Origin of the sequence: Shewanella sp. BJSY2023SW005 (assembly GCF_047314585.1) — a bacterium.
Classification (GTDB): domain Bacteria; phylum Pseudomonadota; class Gammaproteobacteria; order Enterobacterales; family Shewanellaceae; genus Shewanella; species Shewanella algae.
The window spans coordinates 1-20699 of the sequence record NZ_JBKORJ010000017.1 but is presented as its reverse complement, the minus strand read 5'-3'; the positions used below and the strand labels follow the sequence as shown (position 1 = coordinate 20699).

Below are 20699 nucleotides of genomic sequence, written 5' to 3'. Positions count from 1 at the left end.
TGAGAACAGAGTGACAAGTAAACAAGCCGAGCCCATTGCCATAGTTGGCATGGCCGCCCGCTTCCCGGGCTGTGAGGATCTGGACGCCTTCTGGCAACTGCTCAGCGAAGGCCGGGATGCCATCAGCTCCCTGAATGACAGCCAATTGGGCGCCAGTGTCAGCGATTATAAAGGCGTAAAAGGCCAAAGCGACCGTTTCTATTGTGATAAGGGCGGTTATATTCGCCAGCTAAACTTCTCGCCCGAGGGCTATGCCAGATCAGCGGATGAAATGGCAACGGGTGCCCAAACCTGGGATCAGCACCTGTTGTGGGCACTCGATTGCGCCCGCAAGGCCCTGCAAAGCGCCGGGCTAACCCCAGCACAAAACGCTTCCGACTTGGCGCGCTGCGGCGCCGTGATGGGCACGCTTTCGTTCCCTACCCGAGCTTCCAACAAGGCCTTTTTGCCGCTGTATCATCACAGTGTCGATACGGCGCTGCGGCGCCGTTTCCCCGGCATGCCGCCATTGGCGTCAGCCATAGATGCGGAAACGACAGCAGATGCAGGCATTCGCCATTGGGATACGGATATCGCCGCCCAGGGCTCTGAACTGCTGTGCGATTGCCTGGGCCTTGGCGGCCCCAGCCTGAGCCTGGATGCCGCCTGCGCCAGCTCAGTCTATGCATTGCGCCTGGCCTGCGACTATCTCAGCAACCACAGCGCCGATGTGATGTTGGCCGGTGCCGTCAGCGGCGCCGATCCCTTCTTTATCCATATGGGCTTTTCCATTTTCCAGGCCTTCCCCGAGTCGGGCCAAAGCGCCCCGCTGGATAACAGTTCCGGCGGCCTGTTTGCCGGTGAAGGCTGCGGCGTATTGGTGCTCAAGCGCCTGAGCGATGCCCAAAGGGATGGCGATACCATTCACGGCATAGTCAGAGGCACAGGGCTTTCCAACGATGGTCGCGGCCAGTTTGTCTTAAGCCCCGCCAGCAAGGGCCAGGTACTGGCGTTTGAACGGGCCGCCGAGGCGGCAAATATCGCGCCATCCCAGGTGGAGGTGATTGAATGCCACGCCACGGGTACACCTCTGGGTGACAAGGTGGAACTCAGTTCCATGGAACAGTTTTTCGGCCCACGTCTGGAAGGCTGTGCCGCGCCTAAAATCGGCTCGGTCAAATCCAACCTCAGCCACTTGCTGACCGCTGCCGGCATGGCAGGCATCATCAAGTTGCTGCTGTCGATGAAACACAAGCTGTTACCTGCTTCGGTGAGAATATCCGCGCCGCTGAGTTCGCCCAACGGCGTGTTTGGCGAGCACAATATGGTGCGCAGCGCCATCCCCTGGCCGACCAAAGCGGGCAATCCCGGCCCGGTTGCCGGGGTGTCAGTGTTCGGATTCGGAGGCTGTAACGCCCACTTGCTGCTCACAGGACCCGATGCTGCCAAAGAGTTTATTCCAGCCAAACCTTCGCCGGAAGCGGCTGAACACAAGGACACTGAGGGCCTGGCAATTGAGGGCGCCGCTGGGCATTTTGGCGCCGCCGACTCGCTCGAGACGCTTGCCAAGCTGATAGCCAAAGGGCAAACGGCCACCAGAGCCCTGCCCCCCAAACGCTGGAAAGGCCTGGAGCGAAACCGCTCTTTGCTCTCCAGCATGGGGCTTGAACAGGCTCCCAATGGCGGCTACATAGACAAGTTTGAACTGGATTTTCTCAAATTCCGCCTGCCGCCCCATCCGGGGGATAGACTGGTGGCGCAGCAATTACTGCTGCTCAAGGTGGCCGACGATGCGATTCGCGATGCCAATCTGCCCATGGGTGGCCGGGTGGCTGTGTTGGTCGCCATGGAAACCGAGCTTGAGCTGCACCAGTTCCGCGGCCGAGTTAATCTGCATAGCCAGATTAGCCAGAGCCTTAAAGATGCCGGCATCACCTTAAGCCAAGATGAGTATCTCGAACTCGAGCGTTTGGCGATGGACAGCGTACTGCCCAGCGCCAGCCTCAATCAATACACCAGCTATATAGGCAACATCATGGCCTCCCGGGTCGCCTCCCAATGGGATTTCAACGGCCCGGCTTTCAGTATTTCGGCCGCCGAGCTGTCGGTTCCCCGGGCGTTGGAAGTCGCCGCCAATCTCTGCCGCACCGAGGCGTTGGACGCCGTAGTAGTGGCCGCGGTGGATCTTGCCGGCAGCGCCGAGCGGGTATTGCACTCTGGCAAGCGTCTGCAACAGCTTGGACTGTTACCGGGTGAAGGCGCCGGCGCCTTGGTGCTGACGCCGTCAGTTGCGCATCAAAGCGGCCGCTACGGCGCCTTGACAGAGCTGAGCTTCAAGCCGTTTTCATCAGTGGAATTAACAGCTACTGAGACTCTCTCTGCGACAGATTCAAGGGAGCAAGCACTTTGCCGGGACGCACAGCCTGAGGTAGATGAACACAGCCCCAGCATCAAGGCTTTTCGCCGTCTCGCGGCCACCAGCCACAGCGCCGTCTCGCGTATGGGGCACAGCTTTGCCGCCGCCGGGATGGCCAGTTTGCTGCACTCGCTGCTGCGCCTGACCCAGGATAGGGATAAAGATTCCCACACCCTGCTGATAGATGGCGAGCGCCGCTGCGCCGCGGTTACTTTGCAACAGTCGGCGGAGCAAAAGGCGCACCTGCAACAGGCGCTGAGCACACAGAATAAAAAGAGCAGTCAAGAGAACAGTCAAGGGGCCAGTGAAAAGCCCAATCAAAAGATAGCCGGCGCCAATATCCGCCAGCTGTGGCAAACCATCACCCTTGGCGGTGACACCATAGAGCAGCATATCGCCAACGCCGAGCTTAAACACGAGACCGGCATTCGCCAAAAGCTTGCCCAGGCAAAGAACACTCAAGCCCAGGCAGCGCCTGCAATGCACAGCAGCAGCCAACAAGTTAACAGTGAACTGACTAAGGAGCTCACTCCGGTGAACAATCAGCACGCCCCATCAGCTCTCAGACAATCCATGCCCGGCGATAAAATTGCGGCCGCTCCCCATAAAGCCGCTACCGAAGCGCACCTGCAGGCACTGGCAGATAATCAACGGCTGGCACGTGAAGCGCACCAGGCCTTCCTCAAGAGCCGTGAAACCGGACTGGCACTGGCCAGCGCCCTCTTGGGCGCCGGGACTGCGGCCGAAAACCGCTTAAGCGCTGAGAATATCGGTCCAGAAGACAAGCGCTCGGCAGACCTGAGCTCCGCCTCAGTAGCGCCTTTACCAGCGCGCACGCCCAAGGACTCGGTCCAAACGGCTGCAGAAGCTGTTGCCAAAACCATTACCCCAAAAGCGACATCCCAAGTGCCCAAGGACAAACCCTGCATCTGGAATTATCAGGATCTGGTGCAATACGCCGAGGGCGACATAGCGCCGGTATTCGGCCCCGAGTATGCCGTGATCGACAGCTACCGCCGCCGGGTGCGACTGCCCACCACAGATTATCTGCTGGTCTCCAGGGTGACTAAACTCAATGCCCGTCTTGGCGAATACAAGCCGAGCACCATGACCACGGAGTATGATATTCCCGTGGACGCCCCCTATCTGGTCGATGGCCAGATCCCCTGGGCGGTGGCCGTGGAGTCGGGCCAGTGTGACTTGATGCTGATAAGCTATCTCGGCATAGATCTGGAGAACAAGGGCGAGCGGGTCTACCGTTTGCTCGACTGTACCCTCACCTTCCTCGGCGATCTGCCCCGTGGCGGTGATACCTTGAGATACGACATCTCCATCAATCACTTTGCCCGCAACGGCGATACCCTGCTGTTTTTCTTCTCCTACGAGTGTTTTGTCGGCGAGCGTCTGATCCTCAAAATGGACAACGGCTGCGCCGGTTTCTTCACCGATGCCGAGCTGGCCGATGGCAAGGGAGTCATCCGCACCGAAGAGGAGATCAAGGCCCGCAACCTGGCGATGGCGAACAAGCGCCAATTCCAGCCCTTGATCCACTGTAAACAACAGATATTTGATTATCAGCGAATGAGGCAACTGTTGAGCGGCGATATCGGCGCCTGCTTTGGCCCATCTCATGACTTGGGTTACCGCCAAGCCTCGCTGTGTTTTGCCTCGGAAAAGTTCCTGATGATCGAAGAGGTCAGCAGAGTCGAGCCAAGCGGCGGCGCCTGGGGGCTGGGTCTGGTTGAAGGGCACAAGCAACTGGAACCGGATCACTGGTATTTCCCCTGTCATTTCAAGGACGATCAGGTGATGGCCGGTTCCTTGATGGCCGAGGGCTGCGGTCAGTTGCTGCAGTTCTATATGCTCTATCTTGGCCTGCACAAACACACCCGCAATGGCCGTTTCCAACCACTGGAAAGTGCGCCGCAGAAGGTACGTTGCCGCGGACAGGTACAGCCGCAATCCAATCGTCTCACCTATCGGATGGAAGTCACCGAAATAGGACTGACACCCAGCCCCTGGGCCAAGGCCAATATTGAGATCTTGCTCGACGGCAAGGTGGTGGTGGACTTCCAGAATCTTGGCGTCATGCTCAAAGAAGATGAAGACTGCCACAGGTATGCCGATGATAGCGACCAGGAGCACGGCGGAAAGCCGCAACAGGTTGCCGCCTCGGAAAGTAATGCTAACGAGGCACTGAACGCCAGACGCCAGGCGTCCATCAATGCCCCCTTGATGAGCCATGAAAGCTGCCCGGACTCTCAGCCCATTCACGGCGTGCTCCCGGTCAGGCATGTTACGGCGCCAGTAACGCCGGACTACCCGAATCGCACGCCCGATACTGCGCCCTTTACCCCCTGGCATATGTTCGAGTTCGCCACCGGCGATATTGAGAACTGCTTCGGCCCCGACTTTGCCGCCTACCGCGGGCTTATCCCACCGCGCACCCCCTGCGGCGATCTGCAGCTCACCACCAGGGTGACGCAGGTGATTGGCAAGCGCGGCGACTTCAAGTCTCCGGCCTCCTGTATCGGCGAATATGAAGTGCCGCCCAAGGCTTGGTACTTCAGTGAAAACAGCCACCCGGCGCATATGCCCTACTCGATTTTGATGGAGATAGCGCTGCAGCCCAACGGTTTTATTTCCGGCTATATGGGCACCACCTTGGGCTATGGCGACACAGAGCTTTTCTTCCGTAACCTCGACGGTAAAGGCACACTGCTGCGCCGGCTTGACCTGCGTGGCAAGACCATCAGCAACGACTCACGTCTGCTGAGCACTGTCAAGGCGGGCACCAACATCATCCAGAGTTTCAGCTTTGTGCTCAGCGCCGATGGTGAACCCTTCTATGAAGGCGAGGCAGTATTTGGTTACTTCAAGGCCGAGGCGCTGAAAAACCAGTTGGGACTGGATAACGGCAAGGTGACCGAGCCCTGGGATAAACAGCAAGGGCTTGAGGCCGATGTGAGCTATGATCTTCGCGCCGCCGATTGCGCTCTCTATCATGGCTCTTGGGATCAAAAACACCTGCGCCTGCCGGGCGGTCGACTCAACTTTGTCGATTCTATCCGCATCTGCCGCCAAGGCGGCCATTCCAACTTGGGCTACATCTATGGCGAGCGCAAAATCGATGCCGCTGACTGGTTCTTCCGCTTCCATTTCCATCAGGACCCTGTGATGCCGGGCTCGCTCGGGGTGGAAGCCATGCTGGAACTCCTGAGTGCCTTTGCCCTGGACGCCGGGCTTGGGAGCCAATTCAATAACCCAAGATTTACCCATTGCCTGAGTCAGGTGCAGTGGAAATACCGCGGTCAGATCAATCCCCTGAACCGGCAGATGTCGCTGGAGCTGCATATCACAACCATAGAAGATACGCCGGACAGAGTCACACTGACAGCCGATGCCTGGCTCGCCAAAGATGGCCTGCGAATTTATGAAATAAAAGATCTGGCTCTGGCCATTGAAGAAGCCTGAGCCCTCAGGCAAAAACAACCGAACAGATAATGAGAGCAACAAGATGACAAGCTTCAATTGGCCCTGGGCCCTGAACCCGAACAGTGATGATGTCTTTGCGGCCACGGATAACTGTGCCGGCAACGCAATCAAGGCGCTGGATAAGCCGCTGTTTGTCGCCAGACAAACCAAGGGTGAAATCCTGTTTGCCAATCAGGCGCAGCTTGCCGAGACGAGTGCTAGCGGCAATACACTGCCGGTTTGCGCCATGGTGCCGCCACTCAGCGCAGCAGCGCTCGGCGATCCGGCCTTTGCCGCCTGCCACAAAGTCAAGTACGCCTATTATGCCGGCGCCATGGCCAACGGTATCGCCTCCGAAGAGCTGGTGATTGCCCTCGGCAAGGCCGGCATACTCTGCTCATTCGGCGCCGCCGGTCTGGTGCCCTCCCGGGTGGAAGCCGCCATCAGCCGAATTCAGGCGGCGCTGCCAAGCGGCCCCTACGCCTTTAACCTGATCCACAGCCCCAGCGAACCGGCACTCGAGCAAGGTGCGGTCGAGCTCTATCTCAAACACCGGGTACGCACAGTCGAAGCCTCGGCCTTTCTGGCGCTGACCCCTCACATAGTGAGATATCGGGTGGCCGGACTGAGCCGGGACAGTGACGGCAACACCCTAATCGCCAACAAGGTGATAGCCAAGGTGAGCCGCACCGAAGTCGCCGCCCACTTTATGGCGCCGCCGCCGGAGAAAATCCTCCAGCAACTGCTGAGTCAGGGATGGATCACTGAACTGCAGGCCGAACTTGCCAGGCAGGTGCCCATGGCCGACGACATTACCGCCGAGGCAGACTCCGGCGGCCATACCGACAATCGTCCTCTGGTTACCCTGCTGCCCACCATTATCGCCTTGCGGGATCAAATGCAGGCAAAATACGCCTACCAAGAACCTATCCGGGTTGGAGCGGGTGGCGGCATAGGCACGCCGGATGCGGCTTTGGCGGCCTTCAATATGGGCGCCGCCTTTATCGTTACCGGTTCTATCAATCAGGCCTGTATCGAAGCAGGTGCCAGCGAGCACAGCCGTAAGCTATTGGCGACAGTGGAAATGGCCGATGTCACCATGGCGCCGGCCGCGGATATGTTTGAGATGGGCGTCAAGCTGCAAGTGGTAAAACGCGGCACCCTATTCCCCATGCGAGCCAATAAGCTTTACGAAATCTACAGCCGCTACGACTCGATAGAGGCCATTCCGGTCGATGAGCGCCAAAAGCTGGAAACTAAGGTGTTTCGCGCCAATCTGGATGAAATCTGGCAAGGCACGGTTGCCCACTTTATGGCGCGGGATCCCGAACAGATTCGCCGCGCCGAGGGCAATCCAAAGCGCAAGATGGCGCTCATTTTCCGCTGGTATCTGGGGCTATCGAGCCGCTGGTCCAACACAGGGGAAAGCGGTCGGGAGATGGATTACCAGATCTGGGCCGGGCCGGCACTGGGTGCCTTCAACGCCTGGGCCAAGGATAGCTACCTGGATGATTACCGTCAGCGCCGCGCCGTGGACTTGGCACTGCAACTGCTCGTAGGTGCCGCCTATCAAAACCGGGTCAACCAGTTGCGAAGCCAGGGCATAGCCCTGCCATCCAGCCTGGGCCATTATCGGCCGCTGAAATCGCTGGACTGAGCAGGATTACGGCTCATCAAAAAAGGTCTAAAAGGCTCTTTACCATGCACCGCAAACGGGCACTCTGCCTGCTTGCGGTGCAATTCTGAGTTTTAGTTTGCATTTAGAGGTACAATCATCCGCCTTTATAACTTCCACTCAAACGATAAAAATATAAAATTTTCTTTTTAAATTTAAGGTCTATGCCTATCATAAGTTAACCACATGAGAGGTAGTTTTAGAAAGGGAATTCATGAGAATTAGCACAATATTACTAGCAACAACATCCTCACTGTTTATAGCTAATATAGTTCACGCGGAAATATATAAGTGTGAAATCAATGGCATTACCAGCTACTCTCAATTTCCTTGCGATGAAGGGAACAAATCAAAAGGAACATATCAACCAAATCCCCCAAGCATGACATATAAACCAACAATGCCATTAGCAGAGTATTATTTGGAAAATGAAAAAGTTCCTGTCAACACTATGGATGCCGGTGATGCAATATCCATTTACAATACTCAATGCAATAGAGATTCTTACAGTGGTGTTATTCAGAACATAAGTGCATACTCCACTTATGTTACGACCATTACAGTTACATTCAAATATTACAAGCTGGGAATGGAAAAGCAAATCTGGGATAGACAAACAAAAGTACTAAAACTCCAGCCCGGTAGAAGTACCCTTTTCTCTATTAAGGGAAGAGCTGCGCCGACCTCATATAATATCGATTGTGTTGTATCACGCCATGTTAAGTTTGTTGATAGTACAGTCACGAGATAATCGTAATGGCATAGTGAATTTGGCCATCTAAATAGACAATGTGATAGATTGACTTCTCGCAAATAGGTGGCAGATATGAAGAATACAAAACCGACATTCAGTACTGATTTTAAGCTCAGCTAATAACGAATTATAGATAGGTGGGCTGCCTGAATACTGTGAAGGACTGGACATCCGAGAAAGCCTTTTAGCACAGACGAAAGTCCACAGTAGTTAGCCGCAAGGCTGATGACTCTGGGGGATAAGCTGCAGATGCAGCTCGCCATCTTCGGTAAGCCCCAAGGATTGCCAGCCGAGATGGCGATAGAAGCCTTCGGCGCGGGTACCCGGCTCGGTACTGAGTTGCAGCTTGCTACAGCCACCGGCGTGGAGCCAGTCAACAGCTTGCTGTAACAGGGCCTTACCTATGCCCTTTCCTTCCGCCTCTTGAGCGATAAAAAGCGCCCAAATTCTGGCATCATCACGATCGGCACAGGTAAAGCCAAGCAGTTGTGTGTCAGTCTCGGCAACCCAGCTTCGCCGCCGGCCGCTCAGGTAACCGAGATAACAGGCATGAGTGATCCGCCCGGGATCCTGCAGGCGATTTTCGCTCACATTCAACCTCAGTGACATCATGGCGGGGATATCGCTTAACCTGGCGGTGCGTATGTTTATGCTCATGCTCGCGCTTGCAGCTAAAAAGACTCTCTTCATAGTGCTCAAATTAGCGCCAACTTAAGGTGACTGTCCAGTTGCCGAGCTCCAGTTGCCGAGAGTCAGGTTGCCTTGAAACGATTAAGGCACTGGCACTGGCACCGGCATTGTCATCTTCACCAAGCACCATATTCCTTGGACATCGCCAGCACATTATGGCGTGAAAACCACACAAGTTGGCGCCAATACCAAAGCAGCACCCAGCCTGATGCGGCACCATGGTGTTGCTTAACAGAAAAGCTTAACCGGGACATTCCCCGGGATAGACCAACAAGGAGCCGAAAATGAAGCTGGATCCCAAAGAGAAATTGTTAGCCGGCAGAGTGCAACAGATATTGGGCCGAGTGCTGACCCGCGCCGATTGGCAACTGGCATTAACGCAGGACTTTCATCCGGAATATCGTCAGTGGGTAGATGGTAAGGAGCTGGATTACCGGGCCTTTTGTGCTCACATTCACTGGCTCAGAAGCCAGGTAAAAATTAGCGAGATCGGCTTTGAGCAGCTTATTTGTCAGCAGCAAAAGGTGTTTTCCTGTCATAGAGTGGCGGGAGAGAAAGCCGATGGCAGCCGATTCAGCATCAGAGTATTGGCCCTGTTTCAATTCGAGGCCGAACGTATTATCCGCACTGACGAGATGAGTTGTGTGTTAAGCGGCGATGATAGCGCCAAGCGGCTGGCGCAGAGCTACTGAGGATATGACTGGCGCCGGAAGAAATTGTGATAAGCCGCCGAAAACGCACTGAGATTCTGATAGCCAAGCTCCAAAGCCACCTGTGTCATCGGCTGCCCTTGCCGCAGTCGGCGCTGGGCTTCGAGCATAAGGCTACGACGGCGCCAGTCCTTAAAGCTCACCCCCAGGCACACACGGAACAAGCGATTCAGCGTCCGCTCGGAAGCGCCGCAGTGCTTGGAAAAATCCTCTAGACGCAGCTTAAGATTGGGTGAACGCTGCATGGTTTCGATAACTGGCAATAGCCTGGGGTCCAGACTCTGGTAAAGCGGCTCGAGCCGGCCTTGAGGCTGAAGCTGACACAGATTATCCTGCAGCACTTCAAGATAGGCGGCCTCCTTGTCTTCAGTGACAGTTTCCAGTCTTTGCAGCAGCGCCGACCACAGTGGACTGACGCTCATGGGTGCAGGTCCTTGATGCAATCCATGAGACTGCCAATGCTGCGGCAATACCTCGGGACGAAAATAGAATAAACTGCAGCGTGTATGTTTCAGCAATCTATGAGCATGCTCGCACCCGGGCGGCAGATACAGGAGTTGACCGCTGAGCAGCAAGGACTCGGCTTGGCCACTCTCCAGCAAAATCGCGCCATGATGCAGATAGATAAGCTGACCGATATCGTGGCTATGGCACCCTGTGGCGTCGCTTTCACTGTAGTGTCTCAATAAATGCCGCATCGCTTTCCCTTATATCCTTGCCTTGACACAATCTTCCGGCTCATGCCCGGAACGCAAGCATAGCGGCGACGCCCCCTTTCGCTCAAGCGGGCTTGGTTTAAGATTCCCCAACAAAGAGCAAACCACAGACAACAGGACCGCAATTGTAAGATGCCTGAATATACGCTAGGTTTATTCAGTTAATTCAGCCAGATAAATCTGGCAAACGTCAGTACACAAGGATGGTCGCCATGAACGAACAACGCCCCGACTTTATCTACCCTCCCGGCTCAGTGCTTATGCACTCTCCTCTGGTGTTAACCCAGGCCGATATGTACGGCTTTTTCCTCAAGGGCAAGCTTGCCAATTTGCAACAGAGTGTCGATCAAACCCTGAACCGGGTCGCCAACAACAAGATGTATTTCAAGGTGTTGTCCCCTTATGTATTGACAACTTTCACTCAAATCGCCAAGGCTTATTCCAGTGTCGAGGTGGATCGCAACAAGGGTTGGATCCAGGAAACCGATATCATCACCTGGGTGATGGTGGGTAAACAGGCCAATCCAGATTCCGGCGAAATCAGCGAAATCCTGTTTCAGCCGCTGCATATCTGGGTCAATGATGCCATGGCATTGATCAATGGCCGTGAGCTGTTTGGTTATCCCAAATACGCCTGCGAATACCGGATGCCTGGCGTAGATGAGCCGCTGACAGAACTGTCGTTGTCGGCCAAGAGTTTTCAAAAATTTTCCCCGGATGCCGAACTGGCAATGGCACCACTGCTCCAGGTTAAATGTAGGCCGCAGCAGGAGAATGCCCTCTCGCCACTGGAAGCCATAGGCCAAACCTGGGACTTTATTCAGGCCCAAACCGACTTTATTCCCGATCTGGATGCTCTTGGAGCCGAGCAGGTATTCGAACTGCTGTTCAAACCGGCGGTGGAGCAGGTTTTCCTGAAGCAGTTCCCCGACGCTTCCGGCACCAAGGCGGTATATCAGGCGCTGCTGCAGGCGCCGGCCAGAGTCAACAAGGTGCATCATCTGTCGCTGCTGGATAACTCCCTGGTGGCCACCGTCTTTGCCAACGACAGCTTCCCGCTGGCCGAAACCCTGGGGGTACAACTCGGCGAGCAGCAGGTGTTGCTGCCCTACCATGTGAACTTTGACTTTGAGGTACCGCCTGGCGAAGTGTTGGTGGACAACTCTGTGGTCAAAAAAGAGAAAATTGCCATTCTCGGTGGAGGCGTTGCCGCCATTACCGCTGCCATGTGCCTGACCGAACAACCTGGCTGGCAAAACCGGTACCAGATAGATATCTATCAACAGGGCTGGCGCATTGGTGGCAAGGGAGCCTCCGGGCGCAATGCCGCTATGGGGGATCGTATCGAAGAGCATGGGCTGCATATTTGGTTTGGTTTCTACCAAAATGCCGCCGCTCTGATGCGCAAAGCCTATGAAGAACTGGGGCGAGCGGATGACGCGCCGCTGGCCAGCTTTGTCGAAGCCTTCAAGCCCCATAACTTCATTGTGCTGCAGGAGCAGATAGAAGGTCGCAGCCTGAGCTGGCCCATAGAGTTCCCGCCTATGCCGGGTATCCCCGGCGACAGTACAGAAACCCTGACGCTGTGGAAATTGGTCAAGGCGGCCTTCTACTGGATCCGTCAATGGTTAAAACAGATGGATGAAGTCGATGAGGCCGTGGCCAAGGATAGCCCCAGAGACTGGTTCTCCCGCGACTGGTTTGAACGTCTGAACGATCGCATCGAAGAGGCGCTGGATGACGCCAAAGATAGCCTGGAAACCCTGGGGGATAAGCTGGAGTGCCGCTTCAACCAGCTGATAGGCCAGGAGTGTGACGATCACCACGACACGGTCGAGGACGATGGCCTAATCGAGAGTGCCGTCGATATACTGCATCAGCGTCTCAACCGCCGCTTTGGCGATCACTTGAGTGGCAATGACGAGCTCAGGCGCCTCTACATAGGTGCCGACCTCGGTCTGACCATACTCAAGGGGATGTTTGTCGATGGGGTATTCAAGGGCGGATTCGATGTTATCAACGGCTATGACTACCGCGAATGGCTGCGTCGCCATGGCGCCAGCGAGCGCTACACCGTCGATTCAGCACCGGTCAGGGGCTTCTACGATCTGGTGTTTGCCTACGAGCAGGGCGATTTCTCCCGCCCCAATGTGGAAGCCGGCACCATAATCCGTTCCATGCTGCGAATTGCCCTCTGCTACCAAGGGGGCGTGATGTGGAAAATGCAGGCCGGTATGGGCGACACAGTATTCACCCCCTACTATGAAGTACTGAAACGCCGCGGAGTGAATTTTCACTTCTTCCATCAGGTACAACAGCTGCATTGTCAGGGGCAATCCGTCAGCAGCATAGAGATAATGGAGCAGGCCAGCCTCAAACCCGGACTCAGCGAGTATCAGCCGCTGGTGGATGTCAAAGGACTCGGCTGCTGGCCAAGCGAGCCTCTGCTATCACAACTGGAAGAAACTCAAGCCAGATTAATTGCCGAAAACCGGGTCAACCTGGAACACTTCTGGAGTGATTGGCCGCAGCTGTACCAGCAAGAAACCGGTCACACTCTGCCGGTGAAACAGCTGCGTAAGGGGATTGATTTTGACAAGGTGATCTTCGGTCTATCCATAGGAGCCGTTCCTCATGTGGCTAAAGAGGTGATGACCCAAAGTCCGACGCTATCCCAAGCTGTGGCCAAGGTGCAAACCGTGGCGACCCAGGCCTATCAACTGTGGCTCAACACAGATCTCAACGGCCTTGGCTGGCAGCTTTTTCCGGCTTCCGGCGAAGAGCCTGTGCTGTCGGCCTTCAGCGAGCCATATGACACCTGGGCCAGTATGGATCAATTGATTGACAAAGAAAGCTGGCCGATAGGCAGCGTCAAAAATGCCAGTTACTTCTGCTCGGCGCTGCCGGTTGCCGAATATCCACCCAGAGAGCAGAGTGACTTTAACCAGCAAATGAATGCCGTGGCCAAGTCCGGGGCTCTGGGGCAACTCGAGCATCAAATAGGCAATCTCTGGCCGGAAGCCAAAAATGGCTTTGTCTGGGATTGGCTGCACGACCCAGAGGAACGTCAAGGACAACAGCGCTTTGACAGCCAATACTGGCGTGCCAATGTCGACCCGTCCGAGCGGTATGTGTTGTCGGTGAAAGATAGCTCGCGTTTTCGCATCACCACAGACGGTACTGGGCTGGATAACCTCTATGTCACCGGCGATTGGATAAAAACAGGGCTGAATGTGGGCTGCGTCGAAGCCGCAACCATGGCGGGTATGCACACCTCCAAGGCTATCTGTGGCTATCCGCGCCATATCAAGGGTGAGGAAGACTTCTGATAGGCATCCAGGCGAGATTTAGCCTGTTCGACTCAGCTTTGGACTTGCTCCTGATTTAGCCCAGGAATTAGTCCCGAAATTAGCCCCGTGAGTTCAGCGGGGCAGGCCTTCGGCTGCAGCCAGTTGTCTGGCGTGCAGCTCACGGCGACGCAGACTCTTGCACTGATACAAGTCTTTGTCGGCGGCGCGGACCCAATCCTGGATCTTTTCTTTATCTATACTGGTGGCAGAGCCATGATTGACACAGAGCTCGGCAAAACCTTCACTGGCAATACGCTGCTCCAGCCTCGGCAGTAAGTTCTGCAGTTGCTGCGCCTCGGCTTCCGGCAGCAGCAAAGCAAAGTCATCGCCACCGATACGAAAAGGCTTTAACTTGGCCACAGACCAGCTCTTTAGTTCTTCGGCTACCGCCAGCAGCAATCTGTCCCCTTCCCCATGCCCCAGGGTGTCATTGACCCGTTTCAGCCCCTCAATATCCAGCAATACCAACATATATCCCGGCTTGGGCATGCCACTACTCAGGCAAGTATCCGCCAGACTCTCATCATAGGCCAAGCGGTTGGCAAGACCTGTGAGGCTATCACTGCGGGCTCGCTCCCAAGCGATGCCCAACTTGCGGATATACTCCTGGCGCTCTTCCGACAAGAGTTTGAGCTTGCTTGCCAACGCCAAGGACAGCAGCAGAGCATCGGCAGTGCCGCCCAGCAGAGTCGCCAGCTCGGCATACTCAAAGAAGTCCGGGGTGATACCCATGTTACCGGGCAATATGATGATTGCCGGCAATAGCAAACAGCTGAAAGCCATAATGAAATAGCGTGCCGGCGAGAAGCCCTTCATCAGACAGACATTACCGCAAACTATCGCCAGTCCAATCCAGAGCATGATAAGCACGGAAGCAATAATCGCCGTATAGGACAAGAGCCAGATACTGGTAGGCAGAGCCAGCACGCAGGCCCACAGCAAGATGCGACTGAGGCGCCAAAGCTTGGGCGAATAGAGAGAAAGCTGCAAAAAATTGTTATAGAACAAGATGTTCAATATTGGCAGACTGATAAAGAACAGGTGGTGCAGCTCGAGTTGACGGAACTGAAACAGGTGCACCGGCAAGTGGAAGGTCAAGGCCCAGCCGCAGAAGTAAGCCAGCACATAAAGACCGTACCAAAAAAACGCCTTGTCACGGGTGGTAAAGAAGATGAACAGGTTATAGCAGGCGATAAAAATCAAGCCCCCGAGGCATAGCACCACGGCGGTGGCATGCCTGTCGGCACTGAGTCTGTGTTCCCTTTCCGGTGCCAGACGGATCTCGGGTGCCGATGAGTAGTAACGGCTCTCGACCTTGACCACCAACCAATAATCTATCCCCGGCTTGATGGTGAACCGCCTGCCGTAATCAAACAGATACTGATAGTCGGCATCATAGCCAGAGTGGGCTTGTTGCATGCTGCCATCCTGCCCAAGCAGCAGAAGGTCGATGGATTCTATGATGGAGTTGCGTACGTCTATGACCCAAGTCTGTTCACGACTGGCCACCCGCAAAGGGTTCACCATCCAGTAACTGCCACCACTCAAACTCAGGCTGGTTTCCTGTTGAGCTCGGATCCAGGCAGGTACCCCCTCGAATGAGGTCGGAGCCAGCTGTTGTGGCTCAGCCTTCAGAATGTAGCTGTTGTCGAGCACCTGAGCGGCCCAGGCACCAACACTGAACTGGAGCAGAACAAACGCAAGCAGTAGCCTGAAAAGGTAACCTGGGTGTTTATCCATATTGAAGGGCGAACGTTTGTCTGTCGGCAAATCGATTTCCGTCCAAGACCATGGCCGTATCCTTATCCCTGAGCACAAAAACGCCCAAGGCACTGAATCTATTTTTATTGTTGGTGATTTAACTCTATTTCGGCTAATGGCATTTTGCAATCTGGCTCACGGCATTCGTGACAAAATTCTGTCAGGAAACGCAAGTTTGCCACGAGCTGATGACAAAAAAGTGTAAATTCAGTCGATTCTGACCCTATCCCCTACCAACTTGAGCATTTCTGTAGTGACATCCACTTGGTCATCCAACACTAAAAAGTACCAACCCACGGTATTGCCTGTGCCCCTGATACTCAGATAATTACCCCAAAACTGCATCCCGGACTTGAGCAAGTTGTCACGACTGGCACGATTCTCTTCTCTAACTGTAGCAAACAATAGCCGAATCCCCATTTCCCGGGCGATTTGGATCCGCTTTCGCGTCAAGGCCGCCGCAATCCCCCGCCGTCTGTACTCAGGATGCACCATTAAATACCCAAGCTCGGCGATATCTCCTCGCCCGGCCTTAATCACAGCACAGCCCACCAGCTCCCCGGTCCCGTTTTGCGCCACTATCACGGCACGAGAGGCCATAAAGGCCTGATGATCCAAGGGGTGAGCATTATCATCGCGGCTGTCCACTAAAGCGCAAGCAGCAGCAATCAGATCTGGACTTTGGGCCAGGGAAACCGTGATTTCCTGGGCTGGATTAGGCATAGATACTCCTTTGGTGACTATACTTGGCGGATATGTGAGCTATCGAAGGGGATATCCCCCATAAAACTTAACCTCGGCTTAACCAGATTAACGTATGGCTACAGGTAAAAACCGCAATTGGTTCGGGAAGGTGCGAATAAGTCCTCGTGGCCTTCTCTTTTGTGTAGAGAGTGGCTTACACAGCAATTGGCGTTCAAGGCATCTGACTGAAGGCATGCCGGGGCCTGTCGAAGTCGGATAACGCAGAGAGCCGGTTGCTGTGAAAGCCCCGAAGGGCGTGGCTTACAGGCCAGTCTGCTGTGTTGTGCTTCTTGCAAAGGACTGAGCCATTTACTGCGAACCACGCCTTGCATCCTGGCCTGTAAGCCGACGCAGAGCACACATGGAACCTGTTCGCACCTTCCTTATGTTAGCCCCATTGAGGGAGTTTGTGGCAGACAACAAACATAATTCTCTGAGTAACCCCCGGTAATCGGGTAGCTGTCACGCTCCGGGAACAACAAGAGGAACCAAGATGAAAAATCGTATCTCGACTATTGCACTGCTTTGCGGTTCAGGCCTATTACTGGCGGCCTGTGGTGGTAGTGACAATGACACCCCGCCGACACCGACGCCTGATACCGCCAAAGTCAGCTTTGCCGTGTCTGATGCCCCGGTCGACAGCGCCGAAAAAGTGGTAGTGGCATTTGACAAAATTGAGCTGGTAAGGGCGGGACAGGATAACATCATCCTCGAGGTCTCCGGACCTAACGGCGAGGACTACCGCCAACTGGATCTGCTGGAATATCAAGGCAGCGACAGCGCCCTCATCCTCAGCGATGCCGAGTTGGAAGTAGGCACTTATTCAGAACTCATCCTGCATGTATTGGATGAATCGGTCGGTTCAGATCTCAGCTATGTGATCGACGAAACCGGTCAAGTGCCACTCAAACAACCCAGTAATAAACTGCGTTTGGGCAGCTTTGAGGTCGGCAGCGCCGGCGTTCAGCGTTTTACCATAGAGTTTGACCTGCGCCGTAGTTTGGTGGAGAACCAAAATGGCCAGCGTTACAACCTCAAGCCTCATGGCGTGACTATAGTCGACAACGCGACTGTGGCTTCATTGTCCGGCCAAGTGGATATCAACCTGTTCAACGCCGGTGAATGTGCTGCCGATAGCGGTAACTTTGTCTACCTCTATCCCGGTCACGATCTGGACCCAACACTGCTGACCGACAACCTGGATCCGGATGTCAATCAGAATGCCGTACCAGAAGGTGCCGTAGTGCCTTACAACTCGGTCGAAGTAGAGTATGAAGTGGGTAACTTCGGCAAATACGCCTTTGGCTTTATTCCCGCAGGGGATTATACAGTAGCCTTCAGCTGCAGCGCGGAAAATGACGATCCAGAGCAATATGATGGTCTTATCATTCCCAACCCAGCCCCTCAGTTGCATCAGGTCACCCTGAGTAACCAAACCGACACAGTGCAAGATTTCAACGCAATTGTCGCCCAGTAGCTTTCAAAGCCTTATGTGAAAGGGAGCCTGTGCTCCCTTTTCTTTTGACTGTCTTCTATTGAGCCCACTTTGCAGAAGTGGTCAATGCTGCGCTATAAAAAAGCTAACGACTATAGATACAGTAAGGTTGCCAATCCAAGGAAGGTAAAGAAGCCGACAACATCCGTGACCGTGGTCAGGATCACCGAGCCGGAAAGCGCAGCATCCTGATTGAATTTCTGTAATATCATGGGTACTGCCACCCCGGCCAAGGCCGCAACCAGCATATTGACCAAAATTGCCACGGCTATCGTCATACCAATCAGGTTATCGTCAAACCAGAGCCCGGCCACCAAACCTATGAGTATGGCCCAGAGAATGCCGTTGAGTGCCCCTATCCCGAGTTCGTTCTTCATCAAGGAAAACAGATTGCCTATGGAAATCTGTCCCATCGCCATGCCGCGGATCATCAGGGTCAATGATTGCGAGCCGGCAATACCACCCATAGAAGCCACTATCGGCATCAATACCGCCAACGCCACTACTTTTGCCAATACATCCTCGAACAAACCTATGGTGGCAGAGGCCAAAAATGCCGTCAGCAGATTGATCCCTAGCCAAATGGCGCGGCGACGCGCGCCCTTGACGATAGGCGCAAACAGGTCATCGGATTCATCCATACCGGCCGAAGCCATCAAACGCGCTTCATAGTGTTCTCGCACCAAGGCGGTTGCCGTTCGCAGCGTCAAGCGGCCGATTAAGGTGCCTTCTTCATCGACCACCGGCAGCTCAATGTCTGAGCTATGCTCTATCGCTTCGGCCGCCTCTATCAAGGATGAATCGGCCGACAATACCCGGCTGTCCGGTTCAATAAGCGAAATAAGCTGGGTTTGTGGATCCTGGCGAAAAATCTCATAGCGACTGACTGTCCCCTGGTAATGATTATCCTCATCCACCAGATAGAGATTTTCGCAGCAATCCAAGTCAATGCGGCGGAAAAAACGCTGCGCCTGTTCCACCCGGCTTTTGTTACTGAGCACCAAGGCCTGATGTTCTGTGTAACGGCCTATTTCATTTTCCGAGTATTGATCATAAAGCTCGTAGCGCTTGCGTTGCCGCTCACCCATTTGCGCCAAAGCGCGGTCGATAAAGCTGTCGGGCAGATAATCGCTCCACTCGATCATCTCTTCAGCTGACAGCTGCGCCAGCAACAGATCCACCTCTTCCACAGACATCTGCCTAAGAAGGCTCATCCTGGGTTCGGCGCGCATCAAGCTGAGCACAGCCGAGCGCTCGGCAAAGGCTATCTGATTCCAGCGCTCATAGCGTTCATCCAGCGGCAAGGATTCCAGCAACAAGGCTATAGTGCCAGGTTCGGCCTCTTCAAGGATCTCACCAAAGACCTCGGCCTGAGCTTCGCCCTCCAATAGCGTTAACTGCTGTACCACCTGCCCCACTTCTGCTTGAGGTTGAAGCTCCGGCTCGGCTGCTGTTTGTGTCACTCAACTCTCCTCTCTTTTTTCTTGGTATGCGCTTGGGCCAACATTTAAATTGCACACAAATAAATTGCTGACAATAAAACTTGTCATATATAGTAAAGCCTCAACCAAGGAGCTACTATGTCTAACTCAATATACGCTATCCCACTGGAGAATATCCAAGGACAACAAACGGATCTCAGTGAATTTCAAGGCCGGGTCATGTTACTGGTCAATACCGCCAGTGCCTGTGGCTTTACTCCTCAGTATGCCGGATTGGAAAGCCTGTATCAGGAATTCAAAGACCAAGGCCTGGTTGTACTCGGCTTTCCCTGTAACCAGTTTGGTGCTCAGGAAAAGGGCAATGAGCAGGAGATCCAGTCCTTCTGCGAATTGAATTTTGGTGTCAGCTTCCCACTGTTTGCCAAGCTGGAAGTCAATGGCCCCAATGCTCATCCCTTGTTTAAACTGCTCAAGCAACAGGCCCCTGGCGTGTTGGGTTCGGAAGGGATTAAATGGAATTTCACCAAGTTTCTGGTCGATCGCCATGGCAAAGTCATCAAGCGCTATGCTCCCACAACCAAACCCGAGGCTCTGCGTGAGCAGATTCTCCAGCTGTTACAGGATAAATAATCAATTGAAAAATAAACCAATTAAAAAAACATGATTATTTTTCGCCATTCAGGGGGAACCAAAACATCACTAAAGACTCCAACATAGTGAGCAGTGAATTTACTTTTTCATGTTCATCATTCTCCCTAAGGGGCTTCTAGCGCAGCCCCATTGATCTTCGATAGATCATAAGGCAGTCCTTAATGGCTGCCTTTTTTTATGCCTGCCGGCTCCCCAAGAAAAATCTCTTTATGGCTGAACTTTTTCTCTCCGAATGGCTCTGAATAAGTGAAGCTATTTTAACGGTTTCATCATCATCTCCCTTTGGACTGAGATACTGGAGCTAGCGCACAAGATCTTTGTCCCCTGCATTTTTTAGGCAGTCCTTTGGACTGCCATTTTTATTATCTATTTTTATGCTGTTTGGGGACTTAACCCTCTGCCTTTAATCATGCTTGGCATGTCGCAGATAAAAAATTTATCCACCAGGGAAACTTTTTTGTCAAAGCCGACTCTGAATAACAGAACCTTTTTCAAGTGTTTCATCATCACCTCCCTTGGATGGGAGCCCGACGCTAGCGCAGCGGGTTTTCATTCTTTGCATGACTTAGTTTTGTACGAATTTGTATGGCAGCCCCTTGGGTTGCCATTTTTTTATCCCCAGTCTTTCATTGCATACCAAGGCCAGCAAAAAAATTTCTCTTCCAGGGAAACTTTTCGTCAAAGCTGACTCTGAATAACTGAACCTTTTTCAAGTGTTTCATCATCACCTCCCTTGGATGGGGCCCGACGCTAGCGCAGCGGGTTTTCATTCTTTGCACGACTTAGTTTTGTACGAATCAGTTTTGTACGACCTTGTATGGCAGCCCCTTGGGTTGCCATTT

The 20699-nt window shown here is 54.0% G+C and carries 11 protein-coding genes and 1 pseudogene; 7 read left to right on the top strand and 5 right to left on the bottom strand.

All coding sequences use genetic code 11. The features are described 5' to 3' along the window. Positions 1 to 10 precede the first annotated feature (10 nt). The 3 genes and pseudogenes from ACMHXI_RS03230 (at position 11) to ACMHXI_RS03220 (ending at position 8295) form a co-directional block, all read left to right on the top strand. Complete coding sequence (locus ACMHXI_RS03230; protein ID WP_413733986.1) at positions 11 to 5869, top strand: beta-ketoacyl synthase N-terminal-like domain-containing protein; 5859 nt, start codon at positions 11 to 13, stop codon at positions 5867 to 5869. A gap of 226 nt (positions 5870 to 6095) precedes the next feature. Next, positions 6096 to 7526, top strand: a pseudogene (locus ACMHXI_RS03225) (PfaD family polyunsaturated fatty acid/polyketide biosynthesis protein); the annotation flags it as partial. A 232-nt stretch (positions 7527 to 7758) separates the two neighbouring features. Next, a complete protein-coding gene (locus ACMHXI_RS03220) occupies positions 7759 to 8295 on the top strand; it encodes a hypothetical protein (RefSeq protein ID WP_147289700.1) in 537 nt (178 codons plus the stop codon). 213 nt (positions 8296 to 8508) lie between these two features. On the opposite strand, the gene ACMHXI_RS03215 is transcribed toward ACMHXI_RS03220, so the two are convergent. Then, positions 8509 to 8955, bottom strand: a complete 447-nt coding sequence (locus tag ACMHXI_RS03215; protein ID WP_037466951.1) for a GNAT family N-acetyltransferase — start codon at positions 8953 to 8955, stop codon at positions 8509 to 8511. A gap of 317 nt (positions 8956 to 9272) precedes the next feature. Between ACMHXI_RS03215 and ACMHXI_RS03210 the strand changes: the two genes are divergently transcribed. Next, a complete protein-coding gene (locus tag ACMHXI_RS03210; protein WP_045283550.1) occupies positions 9273 to 9680 on the top strand; it encodes a hypothetical protein in 408 nt (135 codons plus the stop codon). Here the strand turns inward: ACMHXI_RS03210 and ACMHXI_RS03205 are convergent. Further along, complete coding sequence (locus tag ACMHXI_RS03205; RefSeq protein WP_413733983.1) at positions 9674 to 10396, bottom strand: helix-turn-helix domain-containing protein; 723 nt, start codon at positions 10394 to 10396, stop codon at positions 9674 to 9676. The genes ACMHXI_RS03210 and ACMHXI_RS03205 overlap by 7 nt on opposite strands. Before the next feature lie 230 nt (positions 10397 to 10626). Here ACMHXI_RS03205 and ACMHXI_RS03200 point away from each other — a divergent pair, with 230 nt between their 5' ends. After that, the gene (locus tag ACMHXI_RS03200; protein ID WP_413733981.1) at positions 10627 to 13743 is read left to right on the top strand and encodes an NAD(P)-binding protein; all 3117 of its coding nucleotides are present in this window, start codon (positions 10627 to 10629) and stop codon (positions 13741 to 13743) included. Between the two features lie 93 nt (positions 13744 to 13836). Here the strand turns inward: ACMHXI_RS03200 and ACMHXI_RS03195 are convergent, their stop codons facing one another. Next, positions 13837 to 15504 carry a 7TM diverse intracellular signaling domain-containing protein gene (locus ACMHXI_RS03195; protein WP_413734027.1) on the bottom strand — a complete coding sequence of 556 codons (1668 nt, stop codon included), beginning with the start codon at positions 15502 to 15504 and terminating at the stop codon, positions 13837 to 13839. A 228-nt stretch (positions 15505 to 15732) separates the two neighbouring features. Beyond that, complete coding sequence (locus ACMHXI_RS03190; protein WP_044734917.1) at positions 15733 to 16248, bottom strand: GNAT family N-acetyltransferase; 516 nt, start codon at positions 16246 to 16248, stop codon at positions 15733 to 15735. Between the two features lie 514 nt (positions 16249 to 16762). Between ACMHXI_RS03190 and ACMHXI_RS03185 the strand changes: the two genes are divergently transcribed. Beyond that, positions 16763 to 17746, top strand: coding sequence for a DUF4382 domain-containing protein (locus ACMHXI_RS03185; protein WP_037474397.1), 984 nt, complete (start codon positions 16763 to 16765; stop codon positions 17744 to 17746). A 110-nt stretch (positions 17747 to 17856) separates the two neighbouring features. Here ACMHXI_RS03185 and ACMHXI_RS03180 read toward each other — a convergent pair whose 3' ends face one another. After that, on the bottom strand, positions 17857 to 19227 hold the full coding sequence (locus tag ACMHXI_RS03180; protein ID WP_028779822.1) for a magnesium transporter: 1371 nt from the start codon (positions 19225 to 19227) through the stop codon (positions 17857 to 17859). Between the two features lie 117 nt (positions 19228 to 19344). On the opposite strand from ACMHXI_RS03180, the gene ACMHXI_RS03175 reads away from it, so the two are divergent. Beyond that, positions 19345 to 19836 (top strand): glutathione peroxidase, encoded by a 492-nt coding sequence (locus tag ACMHXI_RS03175; RefSeq protein WP_028779821.1) that lies wholly within the window; start codon positions 19345 to 19347, stop codon positions 19834 to 19836. Positions 19837 to 20699 lie beyond the last annotated feature (863 nt).